Source organism: Marinobacter alkalisoli, assembly GCF_045449795.1.
In the GTDB taxonomy this organism is placed as follows: Bacteria; Pseudomonadota; Gammaproteobacteria; order Pseudomonadales; family Oleiphilaceae; genus Marinobacter.
The window spans coordinates 133,486-157,184 of record NZ_JBJJLB010000016.1 but is presented as its reverse complement, the minus strand read 5'-3'; the positions used below and the strand labels follow the sequence as shown (position 1 = coordinate 157,184).

The following is a 23,699-nucleotide window of genomic DNA, read 5'->3' as shown; positions in this document are numbered from 1 at the left end:
GCTACAGGGAATCCATCACCTCGCCGGGAATATCGGCGTTGGAATAGACGTTCTGGACATCATCCAGATCTTCCAGCATCTCGATCAGCTTCAGGATGGTTTCAGCCCCGTCGCGATCCAGCTCAACGCGGGTGGAAGGCACCATGGTGACTTCCGCATTGTCCGGCTTGAGCCCGGATTCCACCAGCGACTGTTTGACATCCAGAAACTGCTCGGGCGTGGTGACAATCTCGTAGGAGTCGTCGTCCTGCTCGGCAAGGTCGTCCGCGCCTGCCACCAGGGCCGCCTCCATCAGTTTGTCCTCTTCCACCTCGGGACTGTAACTGATGATGCCCTGCTTGCTGAAAAGGTAGGCCACGGAACCGTCAGTTCCGAGATTGCCGCCCATCTTGTTGAAGGCGTGCCGGATTTCCGCCACCGTGCGATTCCGGTTGTCGGTCATGGCCTCTATGAAAATAGCGACGCCACCCGGACCATAGCCTTCGTAGGTCAGCTCTTCATAATTGTTGTCGTCGCCACCACCGGCGCCGCGCTCTACCGCGCGCTCGATGGTGTCTTTCTTCATATTGGCAGTGAGCGCCTTGTCGATCACCGCCCGCAAGCGGGGATTGTCGTCCGGGTTGCCGCCACCCTGACGGGCAGCGACGGTCAGCTCACGGATGATTTTGGTGAAGATCTTGCCCCGCCTGGCATCCTGAGCCGCCTTGCGATGCTTGATGTTGGCCCATTTACTATGACCAGCCATACTCTACTCCATCAATCTTCCGGGCTTCCCGATCCGCAACCGGGAAGCCCAACCAGGGTGTTGCTTACTCGTTATTGGCTTCTGCCTTGTTGCCTTCAGCTGCCTTGGCCGCTGGCTTGCGCAGGCGGATGTGCAGCTCACGCAGCTGTTTTTCGTCCACTTCGCCCGGCGCCTGGGTCATCAGACAGGTAGCGCTCTGGGTTTTCGGGAAGGCAATTACGTCACGGATGGACGAGGCGCCGGTCATCAGCATCACCAGGCGATCCAGACCAAAGGCCAGGCCACCGTGGGGAGGACAACCGAACTTCAACGCATCCAGCAGGAAGCCGAACTTGGCGCGGGCTTCTTCCTCGCCGATACCCAGGATACGGAACACCGCTTCCTGCATATCCTCGTTGTGGATACGGATGGAACCGCCGCCCAGCTCGGTACCGTTAAGCACCATGTCGTAGGCCCGTGACAGAGCCGTTGCCGGGTTGGCCGCCAGTTCTTCAGCCGAACAGGAAGGCGCGGTGAACGGGTGGTGAATAGCCGTCAGGCTGCCGTCCGGAGTTTCCTCAAACATCGGGAAATCCACAACCCACAGCGGCGCCCACTCGGAAGTGAGCATATCCAGGTCATGGCCGACCTTGATGCGCAGCGCGCCCAGGGCTTCGTTCACCACGTTGGCTTTGTCCGAACCAAAGAAAACGATGTCGCCGTCTTCCGCGCCAACACGCTCGATGATCGCCATGGCCACGTCATCGCCAAGGAACTTGATGATCGGTGACTGCAGGCCTTCAACGCCCTTGGCAAACTCGTTCACCTTGATGTAGGCCAGACCCTTGGCACCATAGATTCCGACGAACTTGGTGTATTCATCAATCTGCTTACGGGTCAGTTCACCGCCCTTGGGCACACGCAGTGCGGCAACACGACCTTTCGGATCCTTCGCCGGGCCGGCAAAGACCTTGAAGTCCACGCCTTCAACCAGGTCGCCTACGTCCAGTAGCTCCAGCGGAATCCGCAGGTCCGGCTTGTCACTGCCATAACGCTGCATCGCCTCTGCGTATGGCATGCGCGGGAATTCCGGCAGCTCGACGCTCAGAACGTCCTTGAACAGGGAGCGAATCATGCCCTCGTTCAGGGACATCAGGCTTTCTTCATCAACAAACGACGCCTCGACATCCACCTGGGTAAATTCAGGCTGACGATCGGCCCGCAGGTCTTCATCGCGGAAGCACTTGGCAATCTGGTAGTAACGGTCAACACCGGACACCATCAGCAACTGCTTGAACAGCTGCGGCGATTGCGGCAAGGCGAAGAACGAACCGTCATGGGTCCGGCTCGGCACCAGGTAGTCCCGCGCACCTTCCGGCGTGGCACGGGTCAGGATCGGGGTTTCCACATCCATGAAACCGTTGCCGTCGAGGTAATTACGGATATAGCTGGTCACGCGGGAGCGGAAACGCAGCCGGTTCAGCATTTCCGGGCGACGCAGGTCGACAAAACGGTACTTGAGGCGGACATCCTCGCCCACGTCGACGTGCTCATCCAGAGGGAACGGCGGCGTGGCAGCGGCGTTCAGGATACTCACTTCCTTGCCGAGCAACTCAACCTGGCCGGTGGGCATGTTGTTGTTCTCGGTGCCGGACGGACGGCGACGAACGCGCCCGGTCACCTTGATAACAAATTCACTGCGTACCTTTTCCGCCAGGGCAAAACTCTCAGGGGTATCCGGATCAACCACGACCTGGGATATGCCATCCCGGTCCCGCAGGTCGAGGAAGATAACCCCGCCGTGGTCGCGGCGACGGTGGACCCAACCGCAGAGTGTTACTTCCTGATCAATGTGAGATTCGTTGATACCACCGCAATAATGACTGCGCATACCGGTTCCCGTTGTTTCAGATGTGTGCATAAATGTGTGCGAAATATGGATTCGGCGGACACTAGGGTCTGTTGACGTTTCGTATTCACCCCCTGCTGGGGCCATTTTTTCGTCCAGCTAGGCAGAAGGAGCGCCGTTTGGTCATTCCAAATAAGCGACTGATAACGACGCTGGGCGGAAAAATGGCCCCAGCCCTTCGGGTTGCGCCTGAAAAAGCGCCACTCGTCGTTGCTCGTCACTTATTTGGAATGACCAAACCTCATTCCTCGCGCCTAGATTGGTGCTTTTTCAGGCGCAACAGGGGGTGAATACGAAACGTCAACAGACCCTACTGGAAAAGCCGCCCATTATAAACACAATGCGCGTGAAAATCAGGCTCCAATCACGGTGGGTGACGCCCTCTGCACAGACCGATAGAATGTAGCGCCCTATTCAGCAATCGGAGCCCTTGTATTGTCGTCCCGAGCCGAACAAAAACTTAAAACACGCCGCGCCCTGATGGACGCTGCCCTCGCCCAGCTCAGCGCGGATCGCGGCTTTGGCAGTCTCAGCCTGAGGGAAGTCGCCCGGGAAGCCGGCATTGCGCCGACCTCGTTTTACCGACACTTTGCTGAACTGGACGAACTGGGACTGGCGCTGGTGGACGAAGGCGGGGTGGCCCTGCGTCAGCTTATGCGCCACGCACGAAAGCGGATCGCAAGGGACGGCAGTGCCATCAGCACGTCCATTGAGACGTTCATGGAGTACCTGGGTAACAACGCCAACCTGTTCCGGCTCATGCTGCGGGAACGCACTGGCGTCTCAAAACCTTTCCGTACCGCCATCAAGGCGGAAATCGACCACTTTGTTACGGAACTGGCAGACGATCTCCGGCGCTTTGCGGATGAACAGAACAAGCCCCTGTCTGACGCCCGGCTCGTCGCCGAATCCATGGTGACCCTGGTATTCAATCAGGGTGCGGAAGCACTGGATGCCACGCCAAAGCAGAGAGAGGAACTGAAACTGAAACTGAAGACGGAACTGCGGATGATTCTGATGGGTTCCCAGGCCCTGGCGAAACACGCCCGAAGGGCGCGAACCTGAATACCTGAGATAAATTCTATTTTTTTGGGAACCTTAACGGCTCAACGTTCGTCAGCTAATTGGGATAGAGCCTATCCTATTGTTGAGTCGTTGCCTCCATGAGGCGACTTGAGCCCGCCACTTGGCGGGCTTTTTTCTGCCTTCTTCAAACGGCGTACTTCATTCTGCCGCCGACCTGATATCCCTCCGGAACCTCGTAAGCAGAGGAGGCCATGCGTGCAGCATCAGCATGGTGCCGGTCCAGGTAATTTTCTATCTCGATGGCCCGACGGCGAAAAGTATCTTCGATGTCGTGGTGGCCGGCGTACTCCAACTTGATTCCAACCCTGACCCCATTGCCAATATCGCTGACATAGCGAACATTACCGGGCACAAAACTGATGGCAAGCTCTTCCCTGGCATTCCGGGCCACATGCTTGCGCGCCAGGGAAAGACGCACTCTCTGGTCCGGCCTGACCTGCTCTTCGGGAAGAATCAACGCCACGCCGTCACGGTCAAAATCGAGCACTGCACATTCACTGATAAGTTCGGCGGTGTCTTCCGAATACACTCTCGCAGATAGCAACCCGAGGGCGAGGTATCGATAGTTAACGACCTCATCGTGGGACGCTTGTGGCAGATTTACATGAGCAAAGGAATGACTCTCCATGGGTACGCTCTCTTTTTTTCATTCGTTTTTGAGATCTACGTCACATTCTTATTATTCACACGCATATATAGCATCCCTGGTTCACAGAGATTCCCGGATAGGCTCATGGAGAAGGCCTTTGGCCCAATAAGTCAGACGCCCATGGCAGAACGGGCCACAGTAAAAGCCGGTGACGACCCCTGAAAGGTCGGCCGCCACTCGGGTCAGGCGAGAGAGGAAATAACGGGGTTAAGCTTTTTACGAACCGATTCCAGTTCGGGCTCGCTATAGGGTACCGGGGCCTGCTTGCCCCACACCGGGCCTGGCCATGCCGGATCACCCTCGAAGCGCACAATGTGGTGCAAGTGCAACTGCGGCACCATATTTCCCAGCGCAGCGACATTCAACTTGTCACCGCCAAACAGGGTCATCATGTCTTTACTCAGGGCCGAGGACTCTGTCAGCAGTCGTTGCTGATCGCTCACCTCGAGCTGATAGATTTCGCGGACCCCGGGCACGGCCGGCACCAGGATAACCCAGGGCCAGGTGCGGTCATTCATCAACCGCACCTGGCACAACCGGGTTCGTCCCAGGCTGACGGTGTCAGCGGCGAGGCGCTGGTGGAGCTGAAAGTCGCTGGTTGCCGGCATATCAGTCAAACTGGAACTGGTTACGGCCACGACCGATGGCGTAATAAATGAGGCCGTTGCGGTCCAGCATCTCCGGCTCATAAAGGTTTCGGCCATCAAACACCGCCGGCTCCCTCAGCGCCGCAGCTATGGCTGCGAAATCCGGAGAACGGAATTCCTTCCACTCGGTGCAGATAGCCAGAACGTCAGCACCTTTCAGGGCCTGCTCCTTGGTTCCGCACAGGGTGAGCCCGGCATGATCTCCATAAATGCGTTGTGTTTCCTCCATGGCTTCCGGATCAAAGGCCTGCACCTTGGCACCAGACTTCCACAGATCTTCCATCAGGGTGCGTGCTGACGCTTCGCGCATATCGTCGGTATTGGGCTTGAATGCCAGCCCCCACAGCGCCACAACCTTGCCCTGAAGGTCGCCGTTAAAGTAATGGCTGATCTTATCGAACAGCACATGCTTCTGAGCAGAGTTCACCGCTTCCACCGCATTGAGCAAGCGCGCATCATAGTCACAGTCCCGCGCTGTCCGGGCCAGAGCCTGGACATCTTTCGGGAAGCAGGAGCCACCGTAACCACAACCCGGGTAGATAAAGTGATAACCGATACGCGGATCGGAACCGATGCCACGGCGCACTGCTTCGATATCAGCGCCCAAACGCTCAGCAAGATTGGACATCTCGTTCATGAAGCTGATCTTGGTGGCAAGCATCGAGTTGGCTGCGTACTTGGTCAGTTCCGCTGAACGGATATCCATAAAGATCATCCGGTCGTGACTGCGATTGAAGGGATAATAAACCTCCCTCAGCAGGTCAGCGGCCTTATCACTGTCAGTGCCAACCACAATACGGTCAGGCTTCATGAAATCATTGATGGCAGCCCCTTCCTTGAGGAATTCCGGATTGGAAACCACGTCAAATTCCAGTTCCAGCCCGCGGCGATCAAGCTCGGCGCGCACCGCTGCCCTGACCTTGTCACCGGTACCCACAGGCACAGTGGACTTGTCGACGACCACCTTGTAATCATCCATTTGCTCACCGATGGAGCGGGCAACCGCTGTCACGTATTGCAGGTCGGCGGAGCCGTCTTCATCCGGTGGCGTACCAACAGCGATGAACTGGAGCACACCGTGCTTTACGGCCTTCGCGGTATCCGTGGTGAACGACAACCGGCCGGCGTCAACTGTGTGCCTGACGATGCTGTCCAGACCCGGCTCGTATATCGGGATCTGGCCATTTTCCAGCTTTTCGATCTTGCCGCGATCCACATCCATGCACAGCACGTCGTGCCCTACGTCCGCCAGGCAGGCACCTGTCACCAGCCCCACGTATCCGGTACCAAAAATGGTGATTTTCATCCGTCAATCCTGATAGTTATAAGGTTGCAAATTGAGTTGGGTCAGGCGATCTGCCGGTCTTGCCAGATTTTTTCCCAGGCCAGAGCGGTGCCCACGATGGTTTCCAGGTCATCGTAATCCGGCTGCCAACGCAGAACCTCCCGAATGCGCGTATTGTCCGCCATCAGGGCGGCAGGATCCCCTGCCCGGCGGGCGGTTTCCTGTACCGGGAAATCCGCGCCGGATTGGCGTTTGACCACATCGATCACTTCCCGCACGGTAAACCCGCGCCCGTACCCACAATTCAGTACCCGCGATTCTCCACCATCCGCCATGTAGTCCAGGGCCATCACGTGGGCCTTGGCCAGATCCTCCACATGGATGTAATCGCGGATGCAGGTGCCGTCACGGGTATCGTAATCCGTACCAAAGACGCTCATGCCCTCGCGCTTTCCCGTCACACATTCGCTGGCAACCTTGATCAGGTGCGTGGCCTCCGGAGTCGCCTGCCCCAGCAATCCGTCAGGGTTGGCGCCGGCCACATTGAAGTAACGGAGTATGACGTAATTCAGCGAACAGGATGCTGCCAGATCCATGATCATGCGTTCGCTCATCATCTTTGAGGCGCCGTAAGGGTTGATCGGCGCCAGCGGCAGGTCTTCGGTCAGCACGGTCTGTTCCGGCATGCCATAGACGGCAGCGGTAGAAGAAAACACCATGTAGGGTACGCGATGCTGCTCAACAGCCCGCAGCAGGTTCAGCGTATTGCGGGTGTTGTTGCTGTAATACTTGAGAGGGTTCTCAACCGATTCAGGAACCACAATGTTGGCGGCGAAATGCAGGACGGCATCAAACCGGTGCTGCGCAAACACATCGGCAATGGCCGCTTCGTCTGCCAGGTCTCCCACCACCAGTTCCCCGCAGGTCACTGCCCAGCGGTAGCCGGTGGAGAGATTATCGAAAACCACTATGTCATGACCTGCCGCGCCAAGCTGACGGACAACATGACTGCCAATATAGCCGGCTCCGCCGGTCACCAGTACTTTCATGGTTTGCCCTGCTCCTTCCCTGAATCCTGTTTTTGTTGCTGGCGCTGGCGGCGGATCTCCGCACGCCGGCGACTGAAAAACTGGCTGATCACTGCACCGCAACGCTCGGCAAGCACGCCACCACTGGCTTCTACCTGCCAGTTGAAGTGCTCTTCTTCCAGCGTGTTGCGCGCCGATTCCACGGCGCCCGCCTTGGGTTCAGCGGCTCCGTAGACTAATCGGCTGATGCGACTGTGGACAACCGCCCCTACACACATAGTACAGGGCTCAAGCGTGACATACAGGGTAGCGCCGGATAAACGGTAATTACCAACCCGCCGCGCCGCATCCCGCAGCGCCCTGATCTCGGCATGGGCGGTGGGATCACAACCGCTGATCGGAGCGTTGAAACCCGCCCCGATTTCCCGGCCGTCGAGAACGACCACCGCCCCTACCGGCACCTCTCCCCTGGCACCGGCTTGTTCCGCCAACGCCAGGGCGCGGGTCATCCACTGCTCATCCGCCTCAGCGCCAGTATTCATGAACGGTTTTGCCCCGTTTTCCACACAATCATCGACGAGGATTCTAGCCCATTGAAGTTAAGGGGGGTATAAACAGGCTGATTTTGGCTTTTACCGTCAGAATTGCCAATTTTTTGCTTCCGCTGGTAATGCAGCGGTTTTTCTGGCGACGGTATCTTAGACACCATAATCAACCGCTTGCATATTACCAGAGTTGATCATGCCGGCGCGACTGCTTGACTCTCCGTTCACCAACGAACCTGGCCCACCATCACGTACAAAGCTTACCGCGTGAAAAACGCACTCAGATCCGTTCCGATGTCAGGGGGAATCCGTAAATCTTACTGTTTTCCAGCTTCAATTTGTGCCGCAGCACACGGTGTCTCACCGCACAATCGAGTCGGTCTGCCGCAAGCTCAGAGCGTAGCTCAGCAAGTTCGGCCTGGCGGCCATAATATTCCTCTTCGTTATCGAGCAGTTCCGAGAGCTGTCGCGTTCCCAAATCAAAATATTGGCTGCGATAGAGTTCGCGCGTTCTCGACAGAAGATCGATCTGCTGCCGCAACAGCCCGGCCTTTCGATTCCCGGAGGCGAGTGAACGAAGCAATCCACGCTCTTCAAGGCTGTCCTCAAGCCTGACATTCTCCAACTCGGCCTTTGCCGCCGCAAACCTGTTGCGCTCCGCATTCGCCCTGGCGCTGAGAGCGCCGCCTTGCAGAAAATCGGATTGAATACCCAGATTTAGCCCGACCGGCAGCTCGCCGGTTCCCAGTTCGCCCCGCACCACCGGATTAAGCTCCACCCGGGGAATACGTGCGTTCTCAGCTTGTTCCAGCACAAGCTTCGCACGCGCTATTTCCAGCCGCGCTATAAGTAGTTCATCGGTTTCGCCGCGCACTTTGCAGCTCGAAGGGGATATCCGGACAGTCCCGCCATGCGACTGACCACTCAACAGGATCAACCGGTCCCGGGCCTCGGCCAGCGCCAATTTCGTATCATTGACCAGGAACGCCGCAGACTGCAGACGTTTTCGGGCTTCCAGAGCGTCGGTGGTTGATACTGCCCCCCTTTCGACACGCGCCGTTACGAGCGCCTCCAGCTCGCTCAACGCGTTGAGCTGTCGCCTGTAAATATGGAGCAGCTCACGTTGCCTCTGCACGTCGTCATAGGCTTTGAGAAGCTCAAGTAAAGCATCATCCACCGCTTTCTGGAAGTCGATATAACTAATCTGCAGGTCAAAATCCGCCACCTTGATCGCGCGCTGACTGTTACCGCCATCAAACAGCAACTGCGACCCCGTCAACTCAACGGCGGGATCGCCGCTTCCGGCGTCCCCCGTACCGGCTCCCAGGAAAAGGCTCAGTTCGGGAAACAACGCCGCGCGCTGCACCCGAACTTCATCAGCGCTGGCCGATATCTGGCTGGCGGCTTCACGCACGGAGGGGCTGCGCAGCAGGCCGTTTCGGGCCACACTCTTCACATCACCCTCACCGGACGGGGTTAATGTGGTGAGGCCCTCGGCACTCTCGATTACCGCTGCCTCGAACCCATCCGGCTCGGGCAGCCCGGCGCAACCCGCAAGCAGGATACAGGTGATCAGCGCGACGCTTCCGGGCCAACGGCATCTGTCCAGGGGTAATTGGCCGCGGATCATTGCGGCTGTTCGAGGACCAGATCAGCGCATTGCGGGCGACGCCAGACCGCGCTCGCCACCTTGTCCCGGTCGTCGAAGAACACGCGATACTGGCAAATAAGCCGATCCTGCCGGGTCAGCGGCAGGGACAGGTGATACTCATAAGAACCGTCATCATGCTCAACCGCAGAGCTGCCAAGCGCGGCCTGAAGCTCGTCCTGCGACTGCCCAACGGCGATACGGCGTACCTGGGTGATCTCGCGCAGGACGCCCTCCCGGGCATAGCGAGCATCCATATCGTCATAATTCCGCTCAGCGGATGAGAACTCCACCTCGGGGGCTACCCGGTTGAGCCTGTCGTTATCTTGCGCCTCGGCGGCACCAAGGGGCACGAGAACCAAAAGGAGCATTACCAAAGGGACGCCGCGCCCGCTAAACCATCGTGTCATATCAGGAACCTCTTCTCGGTATCAAAAAATCGTATAAAAGACTGCTGGCCATTAGCACATGCGCCATGGCGTCATCGTTCACGCAGCGCCTCCTGCGCCCGGTTGAACGGTTTGACCAGATATTGCCAGACGGTTTTTTCGCCGGTCCGGATGTCGACCGTCGAGATCATGCCCGGAACAATCGGAAATCGGGTTCCGGCCTTATTGACGAGGTACTCCTCGCGAGTCCGGATATACACCCGGTAATAGACCTGTTCCGGATCCACTTCATCGCGCACAGTATTGGGCGAAATCGTCACCACCTCGCCGGACAGGCCGCCGAAAATCGCATAGTCGTAGGCCGAGACCTTGACCAGCGCCTCCTGCCCCGGATGAATGTAAGCGATATCCCGGGGCGAAATACGCGCCTCGATCAGCAACTGGTCATCCATCGGAACAATGGTCATGAGTTGTCCGCCGGGTGGAACAACACCACCGATGGTCGTCACGGCGATGTCCTTGACGATACCGCGCATTGGTGCCCGGAATACCAGGCGTTCGAGCTGTTCAGAACGCCCGCGCATAATCGACGCCTGCACCTCCGCCTCCGCGTTGACCTTCTGCAGCTCCTCCCTGGCCTGAACCTGTGAATCCGCACGTAAGCGGGCAATTTCCAGCCTTATCTGAGCCGCTTCCCGACGTAGACGGATGACCTCAACCCGGCTCGCCGCGCCACTGCTTTGCAGCCTTTCGGCAATGCCCAGCTCCTGCCGGGCTAGCTCCAGACCCTCAGTCAGTCCCGCCAGCGCATCGCGCTGGCTGGTGCGGCGCGATTGGAACAGTGCCTGTTCATTGGTCCGCAACTGGGCGAATTCAGCACCGGACAACTCATCGGGGAAGGTGACCGTCTCACGGTCCGCCAGCTCGCCCCGCAGCCGTGCCGCCGCGGCAATGGCGGCATGATATTTTGCCGCCGCCTCTCCAACGCTGGAGGCGGTGCGGGTGGGATCGAGCCGCGCGATGACCTCGCCCTGCTCCACCAGATCGCCTTCCCTGACGGAAATCGAGGCGACGATGCCGCCTTCCAGTGACTGGATCACCTGTTCCCGGGAACTGGGCACCACTGTGCCCTGCCCGCTAGATACCTCCACCAGGGGAAAAAACCACGCCCAGCCGAGGAACAGCGCCAGCATCACAACCACCAGCCAGACCAGGCGACGCTCGGGCTTCGCGGTCTCGCGCTCTTCCATCACCAGCAAGACGCTCATGCCGCCGCCTTCGCGGAGCGCAGTTGCGCCAGTACCTGATCTTTCGGCCCGTCCATGGCAATTGCGCCGTTGTTGACCACAATCAGTCGGTCCACGAGCTTAAGCACTTCCGGGCGGTGGGTCGCGACGATGACGGACACACTGCGTCCGAGACGCCCAAGCACGTCAATCACTGCGGCTTCGGACACCTCGTCCAGGGAAGCGGTGGGTTCGTCGAGCAGCAATACATTCGGGTTACGTAGCAGCAGCCGGGCCAGAAGCAATCCCTGTTTCTGGCCACCCGACAGCCCCAGCCCGCCTTCCAGCACCATGTGGTCCAGGCCCTCGGGCAGCCGGTGGACAAAGTCCACCAGCCCCATCTGGCCAAGCGTTTCAAGGATGGCCTCGTCCGTTGCCCTGGGCGCACCAAGGGTCAGGTTCTCACGCAGGGTACCGTGGAACAGCCGCGCATCCTGCCCCATCAGGCCGATATCGCGCCGGAGGTCGGTCGGGTCGATCAGCCCCATCACCACGTCGTCAACGCGAACCTCTCCCGCCAACGGCTCCAGCAGACCGGCCAAACCGGACAACAACGTGGACTTGCCCGCCCCGTTGCGCCCGATAATGGCGATACGCTCGCCCCGGTTGATGGTCATCTGCCCGACCTTCAGCACCGGGGCCTGGGAATCATGACCGAATACGGCACCTTTAAGCCGAAGGTCGCCGTGAATCAATGGCTTGTGAATGCGTTGCTCTTGCGCCGCTGTATCCACCGGCAGGGCCATCAGACCATCCAGCGCCTCCCGTGCGACCTGCGCCTGCTGCCAGCGATTCAGAATCTGAGTCACCGAGGCCAGTGGCGCCAGCATCCGCGAAGACAGTATCGAGGCGGCGACGAGCACGCCTGTACTCATGTCCCCCGCCATTACCATGGGCGCACCGAAGAAGACCACCAGGGCAAAGACTCCGCCTTGCACCGTCTGGGCCCAGGAGGAGAGCCGGTTCATCAGGTCGCGCAGTTCCATCGACGATCCGGCGGTGGTTTCGTTGTAATGGTTCCAAAGGTTCTGGAACCGTGTCTCGGCCTGCAGGGATTTAATATCGTCCAGGCCCTGGATCGCCTCAACCAGCATCGCGCTACGCAACGCGCTTTCACGGGTGTTCGCCTCGGCCAGGCGGCGCAGGCGCTTCTGCGCCAGCAGGCCGGGCACAATCAGCAGGACCACTGCCGCCAGAGGAATCCAGACCAGCGAGCCGGCGATGTAGAAGAACAGCGCACAGAACAACAGGAAGAACGGCAGATCGGCAATCGCCGCGACCGTACTGGAAGTCAGCATCTCGCGCACATGTTCCAGCTCGCGAATCTGCGAGATGAAGGTACCGGTTGAACGCGGGCGGGCAGTGTTACGGACCCGGAGTGCGTGGCCGAACACCCGGTCGGAAATCCGCAGGTCCGCCGCCTTGCCCGCCGCGTCGGCAATCCGGCCACGCGCGACGCGCATCATCAAGCCAAAGAAGGTGGCTACCAGGACGCCTATAAACAGTACCCAAAGCGTGTTCATCGACTGCGCCGGTATCACCCGGTCATAGACCTGCATGGAAAAGATCACGCCCGCCAGTGCCAACACGTTGGTCACCAGTGATGCGACGGTAACGGCGCGATAGGGCGCCATGTCGGCCAGGGCGATGCTGCGCAGCCAGTCCGGTCGCCAGGGCGCAATATAGTCATCCACCCGGCGGTCGGCCCGGTTGGCCAGTGGACGCAATACAAACAGGCGGCGAACCCGTCCGGTCAGTTCCTCCCGCGTGAAGGGGGTTTCCAGCCCCTCATCACCCGTCAGGACGACGCCGAAGCCATCGGTGGTTTCGCGCTCGATAATCCCGATCTCACCGCCATCGAACTCGGCCACGAGCGGCAGGCGAAGGCCCGTTAAATCATTCGGCATTACACCGGTTTCGCGGATGGAAAGCCCGGCGGAGCGCGCCAGCGTGGCGAGCTGATCCCCCTCGGCAGACCAGGCCAGGTCGAGCCGAACCCGTTCGGGCGAAACGGCGATGCGGTAATGCGAAGCAACCCGCAATACCACATCCTGCCAGTCCCGGTTGTCGGTCGCGGCACCCGTGCCGAACGCGCCTGTCTCTGTTTTCACCACTCTAGACATCGTAGAGCACACCGGACTGGAGCTCGTCTTCCAGCGTCGACCCAGGCATCGGCCTGCCTGGATCGGAGGTGCTGGCATCATCGGTCGGAGCCGCATCACCGGTATCCTCTTCCGGCAGCCCCGCAGTCAGATCCTCACCGCCCGACTCGGCGGACAAAACCTCGTCCATTGTAATAACCGTCTCGGCTTCGGGTTCGTCCGCCTCCGGCGCCTCTTGAGTGTCGAGCGAGGCAAGACCGAAGCTTTCCGTATCGCCGGAGGACATCACCATGGACGATGCGGCGAACCCACTGACCGGCGGCGTAACCGTCACATCCTCGACCGTCAGGGTGACATCGCCCCCGCCGGAGGACGTGGTGCCGGTGTAGCTGCCGTCGCCGTTGTCGCTCCAGTCCCCGGAAAGGGACACCTCGTCCTCTCCCGATCCACGGATCGTCAGGAGGCTGTCGCCATCGGTCATGGCCTCGACCTGCTCCGGGGTCAGATCATCGATCGAGTTGCTGCCGTCGATCCCCAGCTCAAGCGTCTCAATGTTACTCAGTTGCGTGGCCAGCTCGTCGCCTGTCAGGCTTTCACCCTCGCGAAACTCAATGGTATCCGAACCGCCAAGGCCGTCGATGGATTCTCCGGTCCAGATCAGGCTGTCGTCACTGGTCGAGGGCAATTGCTCGCTGAGGTCGATCGTCGCGGTGCCTGCGACATCGTCCGACACGTCGGTTCCGTCCGACGTTCGCGCCGTTACGTTGATCTGCAGACCCGATGTACCGCCGTCCATGTCGGTCAGGGCACTGGTCGCCTGGCGAAAGCCCAGGCCGTCCAGATCGGTCTGGCTCAGTCCGGTCAGGGTATAGGTATCGGTTCCCGCCTCGTAGCTCACTCCGGAGGTCACGATCTCCTCGCCTATATAGAACGAGGCGTGCTCGCCCAGCCCCTGAAGTTCCAGTGTCGTAGTTTCAACACTGTCATCCGGCGCCGCCGTCACCGAGGCGTCTTCAGAATCGGCCATGGACGCATTCAGGTTCAGCGATACGATACCGCCTTCAGCGCCGAAGGATTTGGTGGGTGTCAGTTCGATGCCGTTGGCGACCGGGTTCACCGTCACATTGCCAACCTCGAAGCTCTCGACAAGCGATTCCGACAGGGCGGTTTCCCCCGAGGTCACGGTCAGGGACAGATCCTCCAGCGTCCCGCTCCAGTTCTTCGGCGGCAGGATACCAATGTAGTTCGGCAGGCTCCCTTCGGACAGCACCCAGGTGTTGGTGCCGTCGAGACCACCTGCGTTGGTCGTCATCTCGGCCAGGGTGGCATCACTTTCGCTGGGCCCGGTATAGAGCAGGAAGCCTTCCGGCAGGTTCGAGAGCAGTACCGTGGCGATCTCCTCGGAGCCGTCAGCGTCGCTCAGGGCCAGGTCCAGATCCAACTCGGTCAGGGATTCCTTGTCCGAATTCGCCGCTTCGCTCCCGGTGGTGGGATCGGACGACAGGGAGACGCCCTCGTTGACGATGGCGACCGGCAAGGTGGCCGAGCCCTCCGACGTTGTCGCCGTGGCGCCGGTTTCCCGGTTCCGCACCCAGGCATCCACCGTAATCTCGCCCTCAGACATGGTATCGGGAGTGAAAACCAGTCCCTCCAGCGGCGCGCCCATGGTGACACCGTCAATGACGTAGTAGTCCCCATCGGCGATACCGTCGACGCCGGTGACCGACTCGGCCGTGTAGGTCACGCCATCCAGTGTCAGCGTGCCCTCGCCCAGCCCGTTGGTACCGTCAATCTGCAGATAGAGTTCTCCGCCCTCAACGGTTCCGTGCTCGCCGTCCTCCGGATTGGTTACCGTCACCGTGAGCGGGATGTCACTGTCGGCTTCCGTTCGTTCACCGTCGGTGGTGATCGAGATTCCCGCCTCGTCGGTCACCGGGTCCACCGGAATCGTCGGCGCGACCGTTTGTTCCTCCGAACGCCCACCGGCAACTGCCGAGGTCAGCGTGGCGTTGAACGAGAGCTCGTCCGCAGCATTGTTCTCGTTCGCGTTATCCGCAGGGTCAATGACGATGCTGCTCATCAGGCCGTCAAGCTTGGCCTGCACAGCGGCGGGATCGTCGCCCGGATCGGTCGTCACCGAGGCCGTCCAGACCTCCTGCCCATCCACCGTGGTACGCACCATTCCGGTTACCTCGGTGCCAGCAGGCAGATCGGTGAGCGTGACCGTCAGGAGGTTGGATTCCGTACTCTGTGCCGTGACCTGTGCATCGAGCATGTCCGACAACAGGAAGCTCGTGTCCTCCGTGGCGGTGGCCTCGTTGTACTCCCAGGTATCAATTGTGGGCGGGGCAGTGGAGTCGCCAGAACCTTCGAAATCCGCCGTCAGGTTCCAACCAAGACTGTCGGCCAGGACCTCGGTCCCGGCCCCCGGCTCATTGCCGCGATCCTGGGTCTGCACGGTCACAGTGATCGGCACATCGGCAATGCCCGCCGCCTCATCGCCCACGGTGAAGGTCACGGGCACTACCAGGCCACCCGCGTCATTCACCGACAATGCATCGGCCTCGTCGTAGATCAGGAGCCAGCTTCCGCCAGAGGTCATCTCGCCGCCCTCGACGGTCACGCCATCAGGCACGTCGTCGATGAGCACGCGAATCAGGTGCTCGCTGCCGTCGCTGTCGGGCGTGGAGACATTCAGGTCGAGGGTCACCGGCTCTCCCGCGCTGGTCACGGTGACATCGTTACCGGACACGGATCCTGAGCCGCTTCCAAGCGTGATACTGTCAATCGCCAGATCCGGCTGATCGGTCACTGCTGCTGCGCCCAGGTCGAAATGGCCGTTCTGCCAATCGCTGGTCACGTCCGCAAGGCCGTCATTCCCCGGATCGGTGATTCGATAGATCAGATCAAATCCATCCAGGTCCCCATCGAGGTGTTCGCTGCCCTGGGCCGTCAGATTGCCCGCCTGTGCAGCGGTCAGCTCGTAATAGTCAACGCCGCCCACATTGATGATATCCAGGCCGGCATCCGCCAGGGCATCGCTCCCGAGATAGAGCGTGAAATCCGCACCCACGGTATCGGACACCTTGATGCCGGCAGCCTCGAGCGCCTCATCGGTGTCGCCGCCCTGATGAACGATGCCCAGATTGATCGGTTGCCGCGCATCCTCATTCAGCCCTGCCCCGGTGGTGATATCCGCTTCGGGCGAAGGCGTCACCGCGAAGTTGACCGTCTGCTCGGTACCGGTCAGCGAGTCACCGTCACTCTCCGTGGTCACCGGAACCGCACTAAACGACACCTCGCCGTTGAAGTTATCCGGCACCGTAATCTCGGCGGTGGCAAGCTGTGCTTCGCTCAGGACCCAGACCCGGTCCTCGCCAACCGCGGTGCCCAGCGAGGTGCCCTGAGTCAGGCCGAACCCTTCTGGCAGATCCGAGATCCGAACCGTGAGGGTTTCAGAACCGTCGCTATCCTGCTTATCCACAGACAGCAGGTCTGCCAACGTTACGCTGTCGGCGCCGCTGTCCAGGTTGGTTTCAGCGTATTCCTGCGGGGTCACGGAAACATCGGCCTGATCGGCGACACCCTGGATCTCAACATCCATATCCAGGCTGATCGGGTCCGAACTGTCTGAGTAGGTTGTCCCGTCAACTTCCAACTCGTCGACGGACTGGGCCGTGACGTTCAGCGTGAGGTCGTCATTGCTGTGTTCCGGCGGCCGCAGGGTGAGCGGAGCCGAAGAATCGAAGTTTTCGATGGTGACACTGCCCCCCGCCACGGTCAGCGGGTTGCCATCATAGGTCAGCACCGCACCATCAGGAATATCGGCAATGGTGACGGTGAAAACCTCGGACGGGTCGGAGCTGGTGGGACGGATATTCAGCGGGATGTCCTCGTCCTCACTGCCCTGCGTTCGCGAAGCGAGCGACAGGGTCACATCGTCGGCGACGGGGGTAATCAGAACGTTGGTCAGGGTCGCCTCGCCGCTGACCGCCTCTGAACTGTTCGTACCACCGTCATCGTCGGCATCGACGGTAAAGGCCTGCACCTTGATATCGAACTGACCCGAGAAATCGTCGGCGGCACGGAATTCCAGTGTGTCCAGCGCGCTTGCGGGCACATCGATCGGCGTGCCGTTGTAGACGGCCTCCTTCTGAACTCCATCTTCCATCCACCGGAACTGTGATCCGGTGGCATCGGACAGGCCACCATCACCGGCAATCAGCTCGGGCGTCAGTCGCGCGAAGGTTTCTTCGCCACTGTCCTGGTTGAGCCAGCCTGCGCTCAGGTCAAAACCGTCACTGTTCAGGTCGAACCACTGGTCTTCCTGCGCCGAGCTGGAGTAGGAAAAATCCGGTGCCATGGTCAGGTCATCGTTGGTGTCGCCGTCGGTATCGGTCCCGACTTCCTCGGCCACCGGGTTCACCGTTATGGTCAGGTCGTGTTCCCTTTCCAGGGCGGTATCCGTCTCGGTCGAGCCGTTGACAGAGCTTTCATCCTCGCTCGACACCCGGAGCGTGATGGTCGCGTCGCTGCTGTCATGGGCAGGCGGGGTGATGGTGAAGCCGTCCAGATATTCTTCACGCTCCGCTTCAGTCCCGCCCGTAAAGGTGATCGTATAGGTGCCCCCCGAAAGCCCGGCGGACGCACCCGTCGAGGCCCCGTTTGACACCGTTGAGTCCGCCACTTCCCAGCCTGCGGGAACCTCGAAGGACACTTCGGTGATTACTTCACTGCCGCCAGCGCTGACATCGGCACTGCCATCAGTCAGCCGGACCCCCGAGAGGAAGGCAATGGCGCTGTCCTCATCGCCTTCAGCATCATCGACCTGCACGTCGTCGGCCACTGGTGTGACGTGCAGGTTCAGCGTGACGCTGTTGTCACTCTCATCCGCCTCGGCGACGCCGTCGGCCGGGCCCGGCACCTCCGCGCCGTCCCAGTAGCCGTCAGCATCCCGGTCCTGGGCATTGAGCGTTACCGTAATGCCTTCAAGGTCGCCACTGAAATCGTCCGCGCCGCCGATGTTGATGGCGGGCAGACCTTCGGTATCGCCGCTCAGGCCAGGGGCGGCCACGGTCACGTCATCGCCGCTCGCAATCGTTTCCCCGTTGACAACGATATCGGCCCCGGTGTTGTTGCTGATGGTGATCGAACGCAGTTCGCTGCCGTCCAGGTCGTCGAAGCTGGTCGAGAGGATTTCGGACAGGTCGACCGTGGTGTCTTCTTTGAGGGTTACATCGGCCTGAGTGTTACCACCATCGCCCCCATAGCTGATGGCATCGGCGTTATCCACGGTGCTGTCATCAACCGAGCTGTCGAAGACCAGCGCCGCCGGGTCGGTCACCGCCTGGACATGGACCGTGACACTGTCGCTGCTGGTGGTCCCATCCACACCGGCCAGGACCGTGCCGCTACCGTCGACCTCATAGCTGGTGACTGTGTAATTCACCTCGAAATTCCCCGAGGCGTGCTCCGGCGGCAGCACCTCAAGCGCCTCGAGCTCAGCACTGGTCATGGTCAGGTCCGCGCTGGTGCCCGTTACCGTCAGCCCCGGATCACTCAGCGTAATGGTCACGCTGCCGCTGGCGTCGACCGTTGTGGTGCCAAACGGCCCTTGAAGCACCGCCCCTTCGGGAAGACCCGAGAGGGTGATCTCGCCAATCCGTTCGGGGGTGGTGTTGTTGCCGGTACCCCCGCCGTCATCGGTGATGGTCGGCGCCTCCAGCCCCAGGGCCACCGCCGTGTCTTCAAGCGTGTTGATATTGCTGGTATCGACAGACACCCCCGGGGCATCCGCCACCGGGGCAACATTTGCCGTGACGGTCGTGGTGGCATTCGTGCCGTCATCACTCGTGGTGACCTCGAACGTCTCCGTACCGCTGTAGTTCGTGTCGGGCACGTAGGTCACCTCGCCATCCGCGCTGATGGTCACGGTGCCATGCCCGGTCTTGTATTCCATGCCGCCGCCAGGTGTCGACGTGCCGGTCAGGGAGGTACCGTCCTGCGTCAGGCTGGTGTTGTCCGACGTCGCGTCCGCCGAAATGTTGAAGGAAAAACCGCTGCTGTCTTCGTCGATGTCTCGCTCGATTTCCGCCAGCGGCGCGTTATCCACCACTTCGACGATGAAACCGGCCGTGTCAGTGTCGCCATCGCTGTCGGTGACCTCGACACCGAAGGCCAGATCCTGACTCTCCGCACCGTTATGGTCGATCGCCTGCAGCAACTCGAAGGTATACCCGGCCGAGGCCGATGTCGGATCGGTCAGTGTGACAACGAAGACGGCCTCAGTCCCCGCGCCCTTGTAGGCGGTCAGGCTGTGCCCGTCGGCGGACAGCTCATAGCGCAGATCCTCGCCGCTGGACTGGAGCCCCGCGGGCGCGCTGTCGGTGGTCAGCGTCACATTGACGCTGTCCTGCCCCGGCGTCAGATCGAGCGATCCGCTTACCTCACGCTGAGCAGGGTCGGGATTACTCCCGGTCGGCAGATGTTCTTCGTCGATGATGGCATGGTCCGGCGTGCCGAGCTCGGGAACCGAATCGGTCACTGTGACTGGTTGCATTGCCGCTTCCGCGGACACATCACCATCGCCGTCGATGGTGGTGTAGCTGAAGTCGTCGCTCAGTTCGGTATCGTTGTCCGGCTTGGCGTGATCCGCGCTTGCCAGTGGCGTATAGGACCAGGTGCCATCGCTGCCAACGGTCAACTCACCATACTGTGTCTCGACCGTCTCGGAACCACCATCGGGGATAACCGCTGAAGCGCTTGTACCAGACCTGTCGGTATAGGTGATCTCATGGACCCGACCACCATCGGCCCCGAGTGTGTCGTTGGCCAGCAGGTTCGCCCCGCCAACGGTCGAGCCTCCCTCGGCAACCGACATCGGGGTGTCATCCACCGGCGCGGCCACATCATCAACAACGGCGGCAGTGAGTTCACCTACCCGGATATCGCCATCGGTTTCAACAGCGGCCACCTGGATCGTCTCGCGGACAATGTCATTGAGCGCGCCGGCGCTGTGGTCTTCCGTATTACCGTCCAGCGTGTAGGTGTAGCTGACAGCGCCGGTCCCGGCATCAAAGCCGGTAATGGTAAGCGTGCCGTATTGGGTTGATACGTCCACCGGCGTGGTGGCGGCATCTTGCAGCTGGGCAAGCGTCACCGTGTCGCCACCGCTCAGTGTGCCGCCCGCCACCGTGCCACCGATCACGATTTCGGAAAGCTCGGAGACATCGGCGACCAGCGCGAAGGTGGAACTGACCGCGTCCGCCCCGCTTCCCTCTTGCGAACCGCCCGTCAAGGCAGACTCCGAGACCACGATATCCTCGGGTTCGCCCGCCACCTCGTCGGTGACAGTAAGCCCGGTCACGGTACGGCCGGCACTGTTGGTGTTGCCGTAGTCATCCACCGCCTGGGCCGAAATTTCGGTATTTTCAGTCCCCAATGGGTCAGGCAGTGTCACGCTCCAGGCGCCTTCGGACTGGACCGTTGCAGAGTAGGTCTCGCCATCGACGTCGAGCGTGATGGCCGCACCGGGTTCGCCGGTGCCGGTGATGGTTGGCGCTTCGCCTTCCACCACCAGCACCGGGTCGATGGCCACCGGGGTGGCGGTATCCTTGAGAATCGTGTCAGTGCTCGTGGCCGGGTTGCCCTCCGCGTCCTCCACGTCGGCGGTTACGGTCAGTGTGCCATCATCCAGCCCACTGAGGTCGGCCGTCACCGAATAGGAACCGTCAGGCTGCACGGTGATACCCGCCGCCGGGACGTCCACACTGTTGGTGCCGTCGGAGATAGTCAGTGACGTCACGGTTCCGCCCACCGCCGCCTGGCCGGTGATGGACACCTGGCCCAGGTCATCCACCGAGGAGAGCACGTCGTCCGGTACATCGGCGCCAGCCGGGCTGGCGTCGTCGCTGATGGTCACACCAGCGATATCGATAACCCAATTCGCCGTCGCGGTAGCATCGCCCGCGCCACTGCCGTCGTCGACCGTATAGGGCAGCACAAGTTGCTCCGGCGCATTGGGCCCGGGTACAAAGGTCAGTTCCCCATTGCCATTGAGCGAGACCGTCCCGCGGTCACCACTCAGGGTGATGCTGCCGCCCGGGGCGATGGCCTGGCCGTCCACCTGGGTCACCGTCAACGTGGCGGTTTCACCCGCGTCGACGTCTGTGTCGTTGGCCAGAACGTCCAGCACCGCAATATCGCCCGGAGCAATCAGTGTGGTGTCGTCTTCCGGTTCGGGCCGGTCGTTGGCTCCATTGATCGTGACCTCTACGGTTACTGTGTCGCTCGCACCCTGCGAGTCCTCCACCGTCACCTGATACTCCTGGGTCAGCACTTCACCTGCGCTCAGTACATCCAGATCGGCGTCATCGACGGTAAAGGTCCAATCGAGCTCCCCTGTTTCGGGGTCGATCGTACCGGGGGTAAAGGTACCGAGATAGCCTGTGCCCTGAGGGACCGAATCAACCGAGTGAGTATCGGTAGTATCGAGGTCGGACACCTCAATCGTTCCTGTCTGGCTATGTTCGAGCGTGTTCTCGTCGGTATCGCCATCGGTCAGTTCCGTGACCATGGCCGTGGTGTCCGAACCGGCCGAGATGTCCGGGGTGTCGTTGCTGCCGGTGATGGTGACAGTCACCACCTGCTCGTCGTAGCCACCGTCGTTGTCTGTGACGCGTACGGTGATTTCGTCGGTCAGGGTCTCGCCTTCGGCCAGGGCCTGGACGCGAGCGTCATCGTTGTCCAGGGTGTAGGTCCACTCGCCGGTGCTGGTATCGACCGTCAGCTCGCCATACTCACCCGTGCTGCCTTCGACGCTCCAGCCGTGGGTGTTGCTGGTGTCGATATCGTCCACCGCCAACTGGCCGCTGGTGGACAGCACACCGTCTTCGGCCACATCTCCCGTGGCCTCGCCGGAAATGTCAGGCAGGTCGTTGGTACCGGTGATGGTCACCGTGATCGTGCCGGTGTCAGTGCCGTCGGCGGATATCACGGTCCAGCTTTCGGTCATCGTCTCGCCCAGGACAAGCGACTGCACCTCGGCCAGGGAATTGTCGACACGGTAGGTCCAACTGCCATCGCTCTCGACGCTCAGATTGCCCAGAGCCGGGCCTCCGTGACTGGCGCTTTCAAAGGCGAGGCTGGGAGCGTCTAACCGGTTTTCACCGGCATCGACATCGTCAATCGCAACCTGACCGCTCGTGCTCAGCAGGCCAGCCTCCACATCGGAGTCCTCGGTCACCTGGCCACTGTCATCCGTGACCACCGCCACATCATTGGTGCCAGTGATGGTCACAGCGATGGATTCGTTCGCCGTGCCGTCCAGGCTGGACACCGCCAGTTCGTCAGTCACGATTTCGCCATCGGTCAGGGCCTGGGTCGCCGCGCGTCCATCCTCCAGCGTATAGGTCCACGCCCCGGTCGCCGAGTCGAAGGTGAACGTGCCGTAGGTACCCTCAAGACTCGCAGGGGTTTCGAAGACGGCCTCGCCCTCGTCGGCGTCCGACACGGTAAGCGAGCCACTGGCACTCAGGCTTCCCGGGGTACCGTTATCAACACCACCAGCCTCGACCGCTGCTCCCTCCGTTTCTCCGGAGATCGTCGCCGGTTCGTTCCCCGGGGTTACCATGACCGGCACCGTCACGATATCGGTGCCGCCGTTACCGTCGTCTACGGTCACCTCGAAGCTGTCAGGGCCATCGTAATCTTCGTCGGGGGTGTATTCGTAGTTGCCGTCCGGGTTAACCGTCACCGTGCCGTGCTCGGGATCGCCACTCAGCTCGAACGTCAGTTGATCACCATCAGGGTCTGTGCCCCTCACTAACCCCCTGACCGGTGTGTCGCCCGGCGTTGTCACCGGATCGGCAGAGGCTGCGGGCGCAACGTTGGACGGCGCATCGGATGAAGAGCCGGAACCGTGCTCCGCCAGGGCCGCACCGCCGGCCAAAAGCCCCAGACCCGCCAGCGGCGCCGCCCAGGGGAACGGTGTGGCAGCGACATTGTCGTTGATCTCGGCGATATCAAATCCGTTCCAGACGTCACCGTACTGCGCCCACCAGGTGATACCGTTCCCGTCCTCGAATACGAGGTCACTTCGTTCGTCTGCGGTCTCAACGAAAAAATTCTCGATAACAAAAACCGTGCCGTCCTCGAGGACCAGTACCAGGTCGCTTCCATCCCGCTCGAATCGGGCAACTTGTTCCGGCCCAATCTGTAACTGAACCACACCCGGGGCCTCCAGGGTGACGCGATCTCCGTCAAACGTTCGGGAGGACCCATTCCCGGACTTGGGAAACACCGCTGACTTCATATTTGACTCCTGTTTAGCATCCTGGCCTTGTCGCCCCTGGCTCCAATAAACGCATTCTCTCGCCAGCCCAAGCATAAAGCTCTTGACCG

At 60.7% G+C, this 23,699-nt stretch carries 13 protein-coding genes; 1 reads left to right on the top strand and 12 read right to left on the bottom strand.

The genetic code is table 11. The features are described from left to right. Nucleotide 1 precedes the first annotated feature (1 nt). Nucleotides 2-745, bottom strand: coding sequence for a YebC/PmpR family DNA-binding transcriptional regulator (locus tag ACJO3M_RS05290; protein ID WP_407000322.1), 744 nt, complete (start codon nucleotides 743-745; stop codon nucleotides 2-4). A gap of 64 nt (nucleotides 746-809) precedes the next feature. Beyond that, complete coding sequence (gene aspS / locus ACJO3M_RS05285; RefSeq protein WP_407000321.1) at nucleotides 810-2,615, bottom strand: aspartate--tRNA ligase; 1,806 nt, start codon at nucleotides 2,613-2,615, stop codon at nucleotides 810-812. Between the two features lie 453 nt (nucleotides 2,616-3,068). Here aspS and fabR point away from each other — a divergent pair, with 453 nt between their 5' ends. After that, nucleotides 3,069-3,698, top strand: a complete 630-nt coding sequence (gene fabR, locus ACJO3M_RS05280; protein ID WP_406985073.1) for an HTH-type transcriptional repressor FabR — start codon at nucleotides 3,069-3,071, stop codon at nucleotides 3,696-3,698. A gap of 145 nt (nucleotides 3,699-3,843) precedes the next feature. On the opposite strand, the gene ACJO3M_RS05275 is transcribed toward fabR, so the two are convergent. The 10 genes from ACJO3M_RS05275 to ACJO3M_RS05230 form a co-directional block, all read right to left on the bottom strand. Beyond that, complete coding sequence (locus ACJO3M_RS05275) at nucleotides 3,844-4,347, bottom strand: hypothetical protein (RefSeq protein WP_407000320.1); 504 nt, start codon at nucleotides 4,345-4,347, stop codon at nucleotides 3,844-3,846. Between the two features lie 203 nt (nucleotides 4,348-4,550). Then, nucleotides 4,551-4,976, bottom strand: coding sequence for an HIT domain-containing protein (locus ACJO3M_RS05270; protein WP_407000319.1), 426 nt, complete (start codon nucleotides 4,974-4,976; stop codon nucleotides 4,551-4,553). Between the two features lies 1 nt (nucleotide 4,977). Beyond that, nucleotides 4,978-6,321 (bottom strand): UDP-glucose dehydrogenase family protein, encoded by a 1,344-nt coding sequence (locus tag ACJO3M_RS05265; protein WP_407000318.1) that lies wholly within the window; start codon nucleotides 6,319-6,321, stop codon nucleotides 4,978-4,980. A 41-nt stretch (nucleotides 6,322-6,362) separates the two neighbouring features. Then, nucleotides 6,363-7,349, bottom strand: a complete 987-nt coding sequence (gene galE / locus ACJO3M_RS05260; protein WP_407000317.1) for a UDP-glucose 4-epimerase GalE — start codon at nucleotides 7,347-7,349, stop codon at nucleotides 6,363-6,365. After that, the gene (gene tadA, locus ACJO3M_RS05255) at nucleotides 7,346-7,870 is read right to left on the bottom strand and encodes a tRNA adenosine(34) deaminase TadA (RefSeq protein WP_407000316.1); all 525 of its coding nucleotides are present in this window, start codon (nucleotides 7,868-7,870) and stop codon (nucleotides 7,346-7,348) included. Before tadA ends, galE begins: the two co-directional genes overlap by 4 nt. 283 nt (nucleotides 7,871-8,153) lie before the next feature. Beyond that, entirely contained in the window at nucleotides 8,154-9,503 is a 1,350-nt protein-coding gene (locus ACJO3M_RS05250) for a TolC family protein (protein ID WP_407000315.1), read from the bottom strand. Beyond that, on the bottom strand, nucleotides 9,500-9,892 hold the full coding sequence (locus ACJO3M_RS05245) for a hypothetical protein (protein WP_407000314.1): 393 nt from the start codon (nucleotides 9,890-9,892) through the stop codon (nucleotides 9,500-9,502). Before ACJO3M_RS05245 ends, ACJO3M_RS05250 begins: the two co-directional genes overlap by 4 nt. A 110-nt stretch (nucleotides 9,893-10,002) precedes the next feature. Next, nucleotides 10,003-11,178, bottom strand: a complete 1,176-nt coding sequence (locus tag ACJO3M_RS05240; protein WP_407000313.1) for a beta-barrel domain-containing protein — start codon at nucleotides 11,176-11,178, stop codon at nucleotides 10,003-10,005. After that, the gene (locus tag ACJO3M_RS05235) at nucleotides 11,175-13,319 is read right to left on the bottom strand and encodes a type I secretion system permease/ATPase (RefSeq protein WP_407000312.1); all 2,145 of its coding nucleotides are present in this window, start codon (nucleotides 13,317-13,319) and stop codon (nucleotides 11,175-11,177) included. The genes ACJO3M_RS05240 and ACJO3M_RS05235 overlap by 4 nt, the downstream gene beginning before the upstream one ends. Beyond that, nucleotides 13,312-23,610 carry a VCBS domain-containing protein gene (locus ACJO3M_RS05230; protein ID WP_407000311.1) on the bottom strand — a complete coding sequence of 3,433 codons (10,299 nt, stop codon included), beginning with the start codon at nucleotides 23,608-23,610 and terminating at the stop codon, nucleotides 13,312-13,314. The genes ACJO3M_RS05235 and ACJO3M_RS05230 overlap by 8 nt, the downstream gene beginning before the upstream one ends. Between the last annotated feature and the right edge of the window lie 89 nt (nucleotides 23,611-23,699).